Annotated in this window: 13 protein-coding genes; 7 read left to right on the top strand and 6 right to left on the bottom strand. The window is 57.8% G+C overall.

Features of this window, described 5'->3' with window-relative positions:
- Positions 1 to 2: 2 nt before the first annotated feature.
- From AO242_RS27100 to AO242_RS27090, 3 genes are all read left to right on the top strand, one after another.
- Complete coding sequence (locus tag AO242_RS27100) at positions 3 to 1307, top strand: ABC transporter ATP-binding protein (RefSeq protein ID WP_099271094.1); 1305 nt, start codon at positions 3 to 5, stop codon at positions 1305 to 1307.
- A 72-nt stretch (positions 1308 to 1379) separates the two neighbouring features.
- Positions 1380 to 2450 (top strand): sensor histidine kinase, encoded by a 1071-nt coding sequence (locus AO242_RS27095; protein WP_099271093.1) that lies wholly within the window; start codon positions 1380 to 1382, stop codon positions 2448 to 2450.
- The gene (locus AO242_RS27090; RefSeq protein ID WP_099271092.1) at positions 2443 to 3075 is read left to right on the top strand and encodes a response regulator transcription factor; all 633 of its coding nucleotides are present in this window, start codon (positions 2443 to 2445) and stop codon (positions 3073 to 3075) included. Before AO242_RS27095 ends, AO242_RS27090 begins: the two co-directional genes overlap by 8 nt.
- 31 nt (positions 3076 to 3106) lie before the next feature.
- Here the strand turns inward: AO242_RS27090 and AO242_RS27085 are convergent, their stop codons facing one another.
- Complete coding sequence (locus tag AO242_RS27085; protein WP_099271091.1) at positions 3107 to 4219, bottom strand: endonuclease/exonuclease/phosphatase family protein; 1113 nt, start codon at positions 4217 to 4219, stop codon at positions 3107 to 3109.
- Between the two features lie 447 nt (positions 4220 to 4666).
- Here AO242_RS27085 and AO242_RS27080 point away from each other — a divergent pair, with 447 nt between their 5' ends.
- Entirely contained in the window at positions 4667 to 5095 is a 429-nt protein-coding gene (locus tag AO242_RS27080; protein WP_099271090.1) for an NUDIX hydrolase, read from the top strand.
- Positions 5096 to 5160: 65 nt separating this feature from the next.
- On the opposite strand, the gene AO242_RS27075 is transcribed toward AO242_RS27080, so the two are convergent.
- Both AO242_RS27075 and AO242_RS27070 read right to left on the bottom strand, forming a co-directional pair.
- Positions 5161 to 6864 carry an amidase gene (locus AO242_RS27075; RefSeq protein WP_099271089.1) on the bottom strand — a complete coding sequence of 568 codons (1704 nt, stop codon included), beginning with the start codon at positions 6862 to 6864 and terminating at the stop codon, positions 5161 to 5163.
- An 11-nt stretch (positions 6865 to 6875) separates the two neighbouring features.
- Positions 6876 to 7478 (bottom strand): TetR/AcrR family transcriptional regulator, encoded by a 603-nt coding sequence (locus tag AO242_RS27070; RefSeq protein ID WP_099271088.1) that lies wholly within the window; start codon positions 7476 to 7478, stop codon positions 6876 to 6878.
- Positions 7479 to 7569: 91 nt separating this feature from the next.
- On the opposite strand from AO242_RS27070, the gene AO242_RS27065 reads away from it, so the two are divergent.
- A complete protein-coding gene (locus AO242_RS27065) occupies positions 7570 to 8160 on the top strand; it encodes an NAD(P)H-dependent oxidoreductase (protein WP_099271087.1) in 591 nt (196 codons plus the stop codon).
- A gap of 26 nt (positions 8161 to 8186) precedes the next feature.
- On the opposite strand, the gene AO242_RS27060 is transcribed toward AO242_RS27065, so the two are convergent.
- On the bottom strand, positions 8187 to 9056 hold the full coding sequence (locus tag AO242_RS27060; RefSeq protein ID WP_027899169.1) for an isocitrate lyase/PEP mutase family protein: 870 nt from the start codon (positions 9054 to 9056) through the stop codon (positions 8187 to 8189).
- 706 nt (positions 9057 to 9762) lie between these two features.
- Complete coding sequence (locus tag AO242_RS27055) at positions 9763 to 11154, bottom strand: aldehyde dehydrogenase family protein (protein ID WP_099271086.1); 1392 nt, start codon at positions 11152 to 11154, stop codon at positions 9763 to 9765.
- A 101-nt stretch (positions 11155 to 11255) separates the two neighbouring features.
- On the opposite strand from AO242_RS27055, the gene ptrR reads away from it, so the two are divergent.
- Positions 11256 to 12122, top strand: coding sequence for a putrescine utilization regulator PtrR (gene ptrR, locus AO242_RS27050; protein WP_027899167.1), 867 nt, complete (start codon positions 11256 to 11258; stop codon positions 12120 to 12122).
- A 326-nt stretch (positions 12123 to 12448) separates the two neighbouring features.
- Positions 12449 to 12790: a hypothetical protein gene (locus AO242_RS27045; RefSeq protein ID WP_099271233.1), complete on the top strand. Its 342-nt coding sequence runs from the start codon at positions 12449 to 12451 to the stop codon at positions 12788 to 12790.
- 19 nt (positions 12791 to 12809) lie between these two features.
- Here AO242_RS27045 and AO242_RS27040 read toward each other — a convergent pair whose 3' ends face one another.
- Positions 12810 to 13709 carry an AEC family transporter gene (locus AO242_RS27040; protein WP_099271085.1) on the bottom strand — a complete coding sequence of 300 codons (900 nt, stop codon included), beginning with the start codon at positions 13707 to 13709 and terminating at the stop codon, positions 12810 to 12812.
- Positions 13710 to 13893 lie beyond the last annotated feature (184 nt).

Below are 13893 nucleotides of genomic sequence, written 5' to 3'. Positions count from 1 at the left end.
CAATGGAAGTAATCGACAAACGTTGTCTGGTGGACGTGCAGGGACTTGGTCATGTTTACGGCACGGCCGGGGGCACCAAGCGCGTGGTGCTGGATGATGTCGCCATGCGTCTCAACGACGGCGAGGTCATCGGGCTGCTGGGGCGGTCGGGGTCGGGGAAATCCACGCTGTTGCGCTCCATCGCCGGGCTGGTGTCGCCCACCACCGGTGTGGTGGCGTTCCCGGCAAATACGCCGGGTGTTTCGACCTCGGTGCGGATGGTGTTCCAGAGCTTTGCCTTGTTCCCTTGGCTGACCGTCCTTCAGAACGTTGAAATCGGCCTGGAGGCATTGAGCGTGGCAGGGCCAGAGCGGCGTAGGCGGGCCTTGGCGGCCATCGATATGATCGGCCTCGACGGGTTTGAAAGTGCCTACCCTAAAGAGTTGTCCGGAGGCATGCGCCAGCGTGTCGGCCTGGCCCGCGCGCTGGTGGTCAACCCCGATATTCTGTTGATGGATGAGCCGTTTTCCGCTCTGGACGTGTTGACCGCGGAAACACTGCGCACGGATTTGCTCGACCTCTGGAGCGAGGGCCGGATGCCGATCAAGTCGATCCTGATGGTCACCCACAACATTGAAGAAGCGGTCTTGATGTGTGATCGCATCCTGATTCTGTCCTCCAATCCGGGGCGGATCATGTGCGAGGTAAAGGTTGATCTCGCCCAGCCGCGCAACCGTACAGACCCAGCTTTTCAGGCGTTGGTCGAAAGCATTTATGTGCACATGGCGGGCGGCACTACCGTGCATGCGCAACGCGAGAGCCTGTTTGCAGGCAACGGCATCGGCATGGTCTTGCCGCTGACGTCCACCAACGCTTTGGCGGGGCTGATCGAGGCGGTGGACAATGCTCCCTATGGCGGGCAGGCCGATCTGCGTGAACTGGCCACGGCATTGCGCTCCACGTCGGGTGATCTTTTTTCGCTGGCAGAAGTGCTGCAACTGATGCGATTTGCCGAAATGCGCGAAGGCGATATCACGCTGCTGCCTGCGGGTCGACGTTACGCCCAGTCGGACGTGGACGAGCGCAAACAATTGTTTGCCCAGCACCTGCTCAGGTATGTGCCGCTGGTCAGCCATATCCGTCGGGTGCTGGATGATCGTCCGGGGCGCACGGCACCGGCCAGACGCTTTCGTGATGAGCTGGAAGATTTCATGTCCGAAAGCGATGCGGCCGTTACGCTGGACTGCGTGACCCAGTGGGGACGCTATGCCGAGCTTTTCGCCTATGACGACGGGGCTGACCAGTTCAGTCTGGACAACCCGTCCTGAGTGGGTTGAAGTTTTCAGTGAACAGGCGACGGTGGCCGCTATACACTCTGCGTCTGCAATCCTGATGGGGTAATGCGCGATGGTGATCCAGTGAGACGGACTCGATTAACGCTTCGTTTGGTCCTGTTGTTCGCGTTGGCGTTGGGGATTGCTGCAATTGATACGGTCACCGATCTTGAAATTGCGGTCGGGGTCTTTCAAGTCATCGTGGTGCTGATCGCCGCCAGGTTTCTGCCCGCGCGGGCGGTGGCTGGGGTGTCCCTCGTCTGTATGGTACTGACGATTCTGAGTTACCGGTTCACGCGCTTTGGCGATACGGAGTCGGGACTGGTCAATGTGCTGATCAGCCTCGCGGCCATTGCCTGCACGACCTGGCTGGCATTGCGTCTGTCGGCGGCTATTCGCGCCGTACACGAGACCCGCGCGCACTTGGAACATGTCGCCCGGGTCAATGTACTGGGCGAGCTTGCCGCCTCTATTGCCCATGAGTTGAACCAGCCACTGGCGGCCACAGCCACCAGCGGTAGCGCCTGTCTGCGCTGGATCGCTGCGGATCCTCCCAACCTGCCGAAAGCCCGGCAGGCGGTGGAGCGCATCATCGAAGACACACATCGCGCCAGTGAAATCATCGCCCGGCTGCGCAGCCTGGCGAAGCATCAGGCGCCGACCAAGCAGTGGTTGAACGTCGAAGATACCGTCAAAGGGGCTCTGCGGTTGATCGCCGGGGAGTTGGCTGAGCAGGAGATCGCGCTGCACGTGCAAGTCGAAGAAGGCTTGCCTCCCGTGTTGGCTGACGAGGTGCAGATTCAGCAGGTCATCCTCAATCTGGCCATGAATGCGGTTGATGCGATGCGTCAGGTAAGCCCCGAGCGGCGAACGCTGGACTGCCATGTGGTGCTTGAGTCGCCCCAGCAATTGCGCTTCTCGATTTCCGATCAAGGCAACGGCCTGTTGCCGCGCGATTGTGAGCGGGTGTTCGACGCCTTCTACACGACCCGACCAGAAGGCATGGGAATGGGGTTGCCCATCAGCCGTTCCATTATCGAAGCCCATGATGGCCGGATCTGGGCCTCGACCGGTTCACCGTTTGGCGCTACTTTTCACTTCACGCTGCCCGCTATTGCCCGAGAACCCGATGCCTGAAACTGCCGTTGAAAGCGCTGCCGACATGGTTTACATCGTCGATGACGACCGCTCGATGCGTGAATCCCTTGAGGATCTCATGGCGTCGGTCGGTCTGGGGTGCATGACGTTCGGTTCCGCTCGCGAATTCATGGACGCCACATTGCCCGATGCGCCCGCTTGTCTTGTTCTGGATGTGCGTATGCCGGGGATGAGCGGGCTGGATTTCCAGCGAGAAATGGCGCGGCTGTGTATTTCACTGCCGGTGATTTTTATCACCGGGCATGGCGATATCCCCATGTCGGTAAAAGCCATGAAGGCGGGCGCCATCGAATTTCTGACCAAGCCGTTCCGTGAGCAGGATCTGCTCGACGCCATCAGCCAAGGGTTGAGTCAAGACAGGCAAACCCGTGAAGCGGCGGCCCGGACTGATCAGTTGAAGCAGTGCCACGCCAATCTGACTGACGGCGAGCGAGAGGTCATGGAACTGGTGGTTCAGGGGCTGCTCAACAAGCAAGTGGCTGCACGGCTGGGCGTAAGCGAAATAACCGTAAAGGTTCGGCGCGGCGCGTTGATGCGGAAAATGGGTGCGGATTCCCTGGCGACGCTGGTCAAGATGTCGGAGCGTTTGAATCTCGAAAGTTGATTGATCAGGTATTGCTTCGTTGCTCCTCGAATTAAATATCCAGATCAACCCAGACCGCCGCATGGTCAGAACCCGCATTCTCTTTGCGGGTCAGTTCGGGGTACGTTTCCCAGCGTACAGGCCTGGAGCCTGGCCACATGCCCTTGCGGAAAACCCCGCCAGCGCTGACTTTTTTGAACAGTTCCGGAGACAGCAGCAGGTAATCGATTTTGTTGGAGGCGTTGCACGAGCCGTACGTTCCGGGATAGCCGCCGTCGTTGAAATGCTCATGGGTAAATGCGTCCTTCAGGGTCGAGTCCTGGAGCAGCGGTTTCAACGCGTCGCTGTCTGGCGTGTCATTGAAGTCGCCCACCACGGCGACATACTGTTCGCCTTGCTCGATGAGCGAGTTGTAGATTTCCTTCACTCTGTTAGCCTGGGCAAGCCGTCTTTTCGCCGAGTCGGTGAGGCTGCCGTAGCCTTTGCTTTTCAGGTGATTGACGAGCAACACAAGTCGCGCGCCGGAAGGCATGGACAGGTAAAACTCCGGGCAATCCCTGGAAAAAATCAGCTGGCCTCCGTCATCGCTGTCGTCAACGTGACTGCGCATGAGGCCGATGGGAAATCCTGCCTTGGTCGTGACGCCGACATCAATGCCGCGCTCGTCGTTGCCGTCGATCAACATGACATGGCTGAACACATCGCCGCCGAGCCCGCTGATGATTTCGGTATTGAAGTCACGAAGGGCTGGCCTGCTTTCCGCTTCTATCACTGCCAGTACGTCTGCCTGCAGATCAATCATCACTCTGGCGGTATTTCGCATGGCTTCTTCGTCAACCGGGGCCTGAATCAGTTCAAGCGATCCGGTCCAGTCCGCACGGCCATTGGCGACGATTGTCATCTCACTGTTACGGGGCCGTTTGACCAGGTTGCCGCGGTTTTGCCGAAGCATCACGAATGGGCCGCGGTCTGATCGGCTGAGCCCAAGTTCGGCCAGCAATTTCACCATGGCTGTCTTGTCGGCGACGGAGTAGGTTTCCTGCCCCAGCAGCGCATTGAGTTTTGCGAAGCGCTCCAGCGTTGGCTTGCCTTCCGCCCACCCATCGAGACTCATCGCCTTGGCGCGATTGAACAGGTTTTCGACGTTGTAGGAGGCGAGTCTCATGGGGCATACCTCAAAAATGGGGCGAATACGCTAGCGTTCAGCGTTGCATGGCGCAGTGACAGTGAGATGAATGCCTTGGAGCCCCTGACTCACCGCTGTCGCGTAGTAATCAGTGGATCCTTCGGCAGTTGTCATCAAACTATGCATACCTATCTGAATTGAGCTACATCCCTGTAGGAGTGAGCTTGCTCGCGATTCGGTTTATTGGCTGACGAATTTATGCCTGGACTGACGCTATCGCGAGCAAGCTCACTCCTACAGGGTTGGGTTCCATTGGAAGAATGCATTCTGTTCGACATAAAGGCATGGGCACACCTATCCGGCCCTTAAAGCTGAACTTCCCGTCAGCCGCGGTGGTCATCATATCGACACAAGCATGGCGCACAGTCGTCGAAGAGCATTTGCCGCATTGGCTTTCTGATAGATAAACGTTTTGAAGGAACGACCATGGGTGCAACGGAAGCTGCAACCTCCGGGCATAAAAGCCTGAAAAGACGTGCCACCGTGATCTGCCGTCATCACGGCGAGATCCTTTTCGTTCGCAAGCGCAACGCCAAATGGAACCTGCCCGGTGGCCGCGTCGAGCAGGGCGAAACACCGTTGCAGGCTGCCATGCGTGAAATGGCAGAAGAGACCGGGTTGACCTTCGATCAGCTTGCCTACGTCTCGGAATATCAGGACGACAAAGCCGTCCACTTCCTCTTCGAGGCTCAGCGTGCAGAACACCAGAAGCCGCGAGCATCCAACGAGATTGATGACTGCCGCTGGTTTAAAGCCAAGGAACTGGGCAAGCGTAATGTTCGCGGCTCAATCAAAGCCTTGCTCAAGCATTGCGCAGCTAACACGGAGAAGAGCTCAGCCCGTCTCGCGGGCTGAGTGTGCAAGGGCGCCAGACTCAGACAGTCCTCATGGGGCAAGTCCAGGCTTGATCGCGGGTGCCGTTACTTCAAAGCAGGCGTTCTTGGCGGGATCATCCGCTTACTGCCCATCGATTCAAAGGCCGAAGCAAAGCGCAGCAGGTTCGAGTCGTCATACGCACGTCCTGCAAAGGTAAGCCCTATCGGCATGCCAATGTCAGCCATTACGCCCATTGGCACGGTGACGGTCGGCACTCCCAAGTGACGAATAGCGAGATTTCCGTTGGCTACCCACACGCCATTGCTCCAGGCGATATCGGCAGATTGCAGGTCGACATCGGCGTTCGCCGGACCCACATCGGCTACCGTTGGAAACAGCACCGCATCAAGGCCCATGCCTTCCATCCAGTCTTCCAGATCGATGCGACGCGTTTGCTCCAGTCCGCGCAAGCCATCCGGCAAAGTAGGAATCTCATTCCAGGGCGTGATCCCGCGCTCGGCCATGCGCACATATTCATCCATGCCAGCTGCCAGGTCGTCTTCACGGTTGGGCAGGGTGCCTGGGTCGTGGGGGAAGATTTTCGCCCCGTCGACATCGGCCAGACGATTCAGCGCCGGGTCGCCATTGGCGCGCAGGAATTCATCGAACGCCCAGGCCGACAAATCCCATAGTTCGTGATGCAGGAACTCTTTGGAAACCAGCCCACGTGTAAACACGGTCGGCGCACCGGGACGATCACCTTCGCAGTTCGACACCAGCGGGAAATCCACTTCGATGACTTCAGCTCCAGCGGCTTCGAGCGCCTTACGCGCTTCTTGCCATAAATCGATGACGGAGGGGCGGGTGATGATGCGCTGCCCGGTCGGGCCGCCAATACCAGGTTTCTCCGCCGTACCTGCCAGCGGATCGGCATTGATGTACATACGCGGCACACCGAAGCGTTTGCCGGCGAGCGTCTGTGCGTCTGCGGCAAGTTCAGCATAGGAAACAGGGCGCACCGCGGCCACGTCTGGAAGCTCTACCCAAGGCTGCAACCGCCACAGATCGCCACGGGTGTCGGGATCTTCTGCAACGATCACATCGAGCACTTCAAGCAGGTCAGCCATGGTTCTGGCGTAAGGCACCACAACGTCCATGGTCGGCGTCAGAGGCCAGTTGCCGCGCACCGATATCACTCCGCGCGAAGGGGTGTAGGCACACAGGCCGTTGTTGGAGGCAGGGCCTCGGCCACTGGACCAAGTTTCCTCCGCCATACCGAAGGCGGCAAAACTGGCGGCGGTTGCGGTACCCGCGCCATTCGATGAGCCGGAAGCAAACGGGGCGGTCAGGTAGTCAGCGTTGTAAGGGCTCTCGGCACGGCCATAGACCCCACGTTGCATGCCGCCGTTAGCCATCGGCGGCATATTGGTCTTGCCCAGACAGATCGCCCCGGCGGCGCGAAGTCGGCCAATAGTAAAGGCATCGTGCTGAGCAACCAGATCGACAAATGCAGGGCTTCCCGATGCGGCGGTGAGGCCTTTGACCAGGTAGCTGTCTTTGGCCGTGTAGGGAATGCCGTCCAGCGGGCCAAGCGTCTGGCCGTTCGCGCGACGAGCGTCGGATGCCTGGGCTTCGGCAATGGCTTGGGGATTGCGAACCACCACGGCATTCAGCGCGGTCGGTGTATCCGGACCGTCGTAAGCGTCAATCCGTGCCAGATACGCCTCGACCAGCTCGACGGCTGTGGTCTGGCCTGACTCAAGCGCGGCGCGCAGGTCCGCGATGGATGCTTCTGTGACGTTGATCATTGGGTTCTCACTTAATGAGCTCTTTCAGTCATGGCCAGAATAATTTCATAAAGCTCGGACTTCGCCTCGTCTGCGGAAATTTCATCCACCGCGGCGGCATTGGACAGTGCATCCGCCGCGCCGAGCATGGCGCGCAACTGGGCATTCGAAATCTGGCTCGGTTTGCTGTGACTTCCCAGTGCGGCTCGACATTTGTCCATAAAGATCAGCTCGTAATCACGTTTGATTTTCTCCAGTTCAGGAGAGCTGCTCAGTGCTGCGATCACGCCAGGGATTTCTCTGCCTTGCAGCAGCACACAATCGACGTAGGAGTCGGCAATGACCCTCGCTCGAGCCTGCACGGTCGCATCGGTGTTGCGCAATGCTTCGTCCAGGCGAGAGGTTTGTCGAACATCAAAATCTGCATAGAGTCTGGCCAGCAGCAGCGGGCGAGTGGGGAAGTGGTCATAGACAACAGGCTTGGTAACCCCTGCCATTTGCGCCAGATGCCCCAGTGTCAGGCTTTCCGTGCCTTCCTCGCGAACAATTTGCCATGCCACTTCCAGCAGTTGACTGAGGCGACCTTCCCGGGACATGCGTTGGCGTGGCTTTGCGTTTGATGGCTGGCTTGACACGCTTATATACCAAAGGTAACTTAAGGTTAATGTACGAAAAGTATATAGCTGTGAACATCCATCAGCAATCATCCAGCGTCGGAGCTTTACCATGCACGCACTCATCGTCGTCAGCCATCCCGATTCCAGCTCTCTCACTCACGGCATTGCCCGGCGCATTGCGGAAGGCATCAGGGATGCAGGCGCGGCCAATACGGTCGAGCTGGTCGATCTGGCCGCTTCGGGGTTCGATCCACGCTTTACCGCTGCTGATATTGCAGTGCATCGAAAAGAAGGGCCGTTCCCGGCCGACGTGGCAGCCGAGCAGGCACGCATTGATCGCGCAGACGCATTGATCATCGTATATCCGGTTTACTGGTGGTCCATGCCCGCGTTGCTCAAGGGATGGATAGACCGGGTCTTTTCCAATGGCTGGGCGTTCGACTTCAGTGCTGAGGCGACCCTGATCAAGAAGCTCACAGACCTTAAGGTGCATCTGGTGGGAGTCGGCGGTGCAGATGCGGGGACCTATGAGCGTCACGGCTATGCGTCAGCCATGAAGACGCAGATAGATCACGGCATCTTTGATTACTGCGGGGCCAGGGTGATCACGTCCGAACTGATGCTCGACTCAGAAACGCAGGAACCTGAGATTCACCTGAACGCTGCCTACAAGAAAGGCAGCGCTATCTTTTCCTCGTGAACATTCGACTCAATCCTGCGGGGTGATCACTCTTTGACGTCCATGAACTCTTTGGCCCAGGACACGTAGTTCTCAGGCAGGGTGTAGGTGTGGGTCAACTCGGTAGCGCTCAGGTTCGAGGTGCTGTGCGTCACCTGGCGCTGGGCGCGCAGAGAATCGTAAGTTGCCTTGATCGCTGCGAAGTACGCGGCATGACCCTTGACGATGATGCGCACGCCCAGGCTTGCCAGACGTTGCGAGTCATTGAGCTTGGGATTGCCGTAGGTCACCAGCATCAGCGGCACGGTGAGGTGCTCCGAGATCTGTTCAAGGTGCTCGAAGTCACTGATCCCGACGATGCAGATGCCATCGGCGCCAGCCTTTTCGTAGGCTTTGGTACGTTCGATGATGTCTTTGACCGGCAACACGCCGGCATTGGTCCGGGCAATGATCGACAGCTCGGGATCGATACGTGCTTCCAGAGCGGCTTTGACTTTGCCGATGCCTTCTTCAATGGTAATCAGGTCGGTGGACTTTCGGCCAAACTGCGCAGGCAGCAGCGTGTCTTCAATCGTCAGTGCCGCGACGCCAGCGCGCTCAAGCTCTTCAACGGTACGCATCACGTTCAGCGCATTACCGTAACCGTGGTCGGCGTCTGCGATGAACGGCAGCTGTGCAACGCGGCCGATCCGGGTGGCCTGTTCAGCAAACTCAGTCAGGGTAATCAGCGCGAAATCCGGCGCTGCCAATACCTGCAGGGATGCCACTGAACCTCCCAGGATGCCAACCTCGAAACCCAGGTCTCCAGCGATGCGTGCAGACATCGGATCGAAGACAGAGGCGGTTTCAAAGCAGGTTTGTGAAGCAAGCAGCGCGCGAAAATTCTGGCGCAGCGCCAAGTGGGAAATTCTGGGCATGACGTTTCCTGATTCTAGGCATCTTCTATTCGTAGTGGCGCGAGACTACCACGCACGAAAATATAGGGTTATGACGTTTAGGAATGGCCCATGCGCAAAGTGCATGATCGCCGTCTGGCAGGGGTTTGTGCTGAGCTGAAACGATTTTCATTGCGCATATCCGCGCAACGGGTTTTGACCAAAATTACAATCAGGGTGCTGCTTTTTGCTATTGATAGCCTGATTGAGCGCTGTCGCGAGCAAGATGGAGCGCCACCCCGGTTGTTCCTGCAAGTGATGGTTTTTCAGTCAGATAATCCTGCGAGGCTAATCCATAACATTGTGGGAGCTAGCCCTGTATCCCTGACACCGCGCTGTCGCGCAGCAAACACGGACCCTGTAGGAGTGAGCTTGCTCGCGATTCGGCCTGTCAGTCGATGAATATATTGCCTGTACTGGAGCTATCGCGAGCAAGCTCACTCCTACAGTAAAAAGCATTCCAAATCAGATAGTTATATTTTTTTTGATAGGAGCAGGGCTTGCCCGCGATACAGACACCGCTGTCTTTCAGGTAAATCACCGAAACCTTATCGCGGGCAAGCCCGGCTCCCACAGAGTCTATGTAAATCCACAGATACAGCCGGTCAGACAGAAACACCGCCTCGCCGCCACAGTGGCTTAAAATTGCTCGTGTGTTGGCGCAGGCGGCAGAAGGTGTACCAGATGCTTAGTGACGATCCAGCCATACGGTCTGCGCATTGCAGAATTCGCGCAAGCCGAAGTGCGACAGCTCGCGGCCAAACCCACTTTTCTTCACGCCACCAAAGCTTACCCTTGGATCGCTGCCGCTGTAGCCGTTGATGAATACGCCACCGGTTTCCAGTTCGTCAGCCATTTTGCGTGCCCGATCAACGTCGCGGGTATAGATAGTTGCGGTAAGACCGAACTCGCTGTCGTTGGCCAGTGCCAGGGCATGTTCGGCATCCCGCGCAGTAATGATTGAGGCAACCGGGCCGAATAACTCCTCCTTGAACGAGGTCATCTGGTCAGTGACATCGGCGAAAACCGTCGGCTCATAGAAATTGCCAGCGCCTTGGGCTTTCTTGCCGCCAAGCAACAACGTCGCGCCTTCTTTCAGCGTGGCTTGTACCTGACCATCCAGCTCATCTCGCAGATCGAACCGCGCCATCGGGCCGACGTAAGTGTCTGCCAGCAATGGATCGCCGACCGAGAGCTGACGTGTTGCTTCGACGAATTTGCGGGTGAATTCCTCGACCACGCCTTCTTCGATAATCAGGCGCTTGGCCGCTGCGCAGACTTGCCCGCTGTTCTGGAAGCGCCCGATTACTGCGGCTTTTACCGCTTCGTCCAGGTCCGCATCGTTGAGCACAATAAACGGGTCAGAGCCGCCCAGCTCCAGCACGCATTTCTTCAGCGCCGCGCCAGCTTGCGCGCCGATCGCCATGCCAGCCCGCACGCTACCAGTCAGCGTCACCGCTGCGATACGTGGATCGGCAATCGCTTTGGAAACGCCCTCTGGCGTCACGTTGATGATTTCAAAGACCCCGTCGGTAAAACCCGCGCGCTTGAAGGCGTCCAGCATCAGATAAGCACTGCCCATCACATTGGGCGCGTGTTTCAGCACATAGGTATTACCCGCGAGCAGTACCGGAACCGCGCCACGCAGTACCTGCCAGACCGGGAAATTCCACGGCATTACCGCGAGGATCGGACCGAGCGGGCGGTATTCAATTTGCGCTTTGCCGCCTTCAACCAGCGTCGGTTCGGCGCTGAGCATGGCCGGGCCGTGTTCGGCGTACCACTCGCAGAGCTGCGCGCACTTTTCAATTTCGCCTCGGGCTTGGGTAATCGGCTTGCCCATTTCCTGAGTGATCATGTTTGCCATGCTGGCTGCGTTGTCCCGCAAGGCTTTGGCGAGCGCAATCATCAGTTGTGCGCGCTGAGTGACCGGGGTTTTACGCCAGGTAGCGAACCCAGTGGAAGCTCGGGACAAAGTGGCGTCCAGAGCGGAATCAGATTCAAAAGAATAATGGCCGATCTGTTCGCCGTTGGCTGGGTTGATCGAGATGGCATGGGTAACGCTGGAGATAGTAGTCATTGCACCGTCCTGCTGGGTGGGGAATGAGTTCAGGTTACGGCGTTGTTGTTTTTATGAAAACTGAATAATACTGAGCGTATCTTTCACAAAAGGAGAATGGCGTGGATCTGGTTCAGCTGGAAATGTTCAAGGCCGTTGCCGAGCAGGGCAGCATTAGCGCTGCGGCGCAGCACATTCATCGCGTGCCTTCCAACCTGACCACCCGGATCAAACAGCTGGAGCAGGATCTGGGTGTCGATCTGTTCATTCGGGAGAAAAGCCGGTTGCGTCTTTCCCCCGCAGGCTGGAGTTTTCTCGATTACGCCCGGCGCATTCTCGACCTGGTAGGAGAGGCCCGCGCCACGGTTGCCGGTGAAGAACCTCAGGGATCTTTTGCCCTCGGCTCGCTTGAGAGCACGGCGGCGGTGCGGATTCCCGAATTGCTCGCCGCCTACAACCAGCAGTACTCGAAGGTCGAACTGGATCTTTCCACCGGGCCGTCCGGAACCATGATCGACGCCGTACTGGCCGGTCGACTGGTGGCGGCGTTTGTCGATGGCCCGGTTTTGCATCCCGCACTTGAAGGTGTGCCTGCGTTCGAGGAGGAGATGGTGCTGATTGCGCCTCTCAGCCATGCGCCGATCAGTCGAGCGCTGGATGTCAGCGGCGAGAATATTTACGCCTTCCGCTCCAACTGCTCCTACCGGCATCACTTCGAACAGTGGTTCGCCGCCGACGCTGCGGTGCCCGGCAAGATATTTGAAATGGAGTCGTATCACGGCATGCTGGCGTGTGTCAGCGCCGGTGCCGGTCTGGCGCTCATGCCGCGCAGCATGTTGCAGAGCATGCCGGGCTGCACCACGGTCAGCGTATGGCCGATGGCAGAGGCGTTCCGCTTTTTGCGCACCTGGCTGGTGTGGCGCAAAGGCACAGTGTCCCGCAGCCTGACCATGTTTGTGCGCATGCTGGAGGAGCGGGGGGTGGTTTAGCCCTGCATCCTCGGCGTCCCTGGCACCGCGCTGTCGCCCAGCAAACATTGGTCCTGTAGGAGCTGCCGGAGGCTGCGAAGCATTTCTTCTGCTACAGCGCGATCGCAGCTTTCGGCAGCTCCTTGGATCCATGTTTGCCGTGGCAGGGACACAAGGCGATCTCCTGCAGCCCGTTGGTTGAATCCCGGTCAGCCGCAGAACTATCGCTCCCGACAATATTCACCATCACGACAGACAACTTCTGTTTCCTACGCAAATCCGGAAAATGCCCTGCATTGAAGACCCTGCCCAATCGGCAGATTTTTTTCGTTCAGGATTTTTTGTCCATGCGCCTTTCTCTTGTTTGCACCGCCGCGATTGCCGTTTCATTGCTGGCGGGTTGTACAACTGCTCCCAATCAGCCGACGCTGGTATTGCAGACGGCGAAGTCCCCTGAGCAGTACACAGACTGCCTGATGCCCAAATTGCAGGACCGCAAGTTCACGCCGACGCTGTCGCAAGGCCAGCGTCATTATCGGGTCGTGGTTTCCAGCGCTGTGGCGGCGGACAACGTGATCGAGGCATACAAAGCCCCGGCCGGCGGCAAAGTGTTTCTTTATGAGCGCCGATTGCTGGCTTCCAGCTTTACGCCTTCCAGTTTCGAACAGGCTGCTCAGGAGTGCTTGTAAGAGGCTGACGTCAGAATGATCAAACCCAGCTTTCGACCCACATCCACATCGGCATGGTTGCCGCTGATACCAGCGTCGACAGGCAAATGGCCGAGCTGGTTTTCCGTACGTCTTCTTGCGTCCGTGAGAAGCCCAGTACATTCAGTCCGCAAGGCGTCGCCGCCATCAGCATCAATACGGCCCGTGGTGTGCCGCTGATCCCCATAATCATGCAAGTCACCAGCACCAGTACCGGCATGATCAGCAGTTTGGCCACGGTAATCCCGACCGCTTCGATACTGGGCCGCAGACGGTAACCTGCGAGATTGCCGCCGAGCACGATCAAGGCGCAGGGCAATGCAGCCTGAGCCAGCCAGGTGGTGAGGTGCTCGGCCCATAGCGGCATTTTCAGGCCCGACAGGTTAAGCAGAACGCCCAGCAACAGGCCGATGATCATCGGGTTGGCGAGGCTGCCAACCAGGGTCTTGAAACTGAAAGGCTCATCACCGGCAAGGCTGTTGTAAAGACTCTGGAAGCTGAACAGCAACAGGCTGTGCACTGCCAGAATGGTGAACAGCAGCACCAGACCGGGGTTGCCGAACAGGCTGGCAACCAGGGCAATACCCATCAACCCGTTATTACCAAACGCTGCGGTCAGGCCAAAAGGCGTCGGATGACCGACGCGCCAGTGAGCGACCAGATTCACCCCGGCAAAAATGATCAGCGCGGGTATGAAGTAGGCGGCGAGAATCGTCGTGTTCAAGCCGTCATGCAACGGGGCTTTGGCCATGCCGATGAACAGCACCATGGGCATGAACAGCTTGAAAGCCAGTTCGCCGAAGGCCTTGTTACTCTCCGCTGTCAGCGTGCCACGACGGCGTAGAAAATAGCCCAGAATAATCAACAGAAAGATCGGCAAGATAGCTTGCGGGACGGCCACGGCAGAAAGCTCCGGAAAAAAAGTGCGGGCATTATTACCGTGTGTGAAACGATCTGTCAGTGTTTTTCTCAAGTAAATTAGTGGCTTGGCATACTAATTGCTAAACCTGATTAACCTTATGTTATGCGTTTGCTGGAAAGGCGAGTGGTTGCAGGCGAACACAACATCTCGCACGGAAAAACGT

The organism is Pseudomonas sp. ICMP 561, from assembly GCF_002699985.1.
In the GTDB taxonomy this organism is placed as follows: domain Bacteria; phylum Pseudomonadota; class Gammaproteobacteria; order Pseudomonadales; family Pseudomonadaceae; genus Aquipseudomonas; species Aquipseudomonas quasicaspiana.
This window is presented reverse-complemented; position numbering and strand designations above follow the sequence as displayed.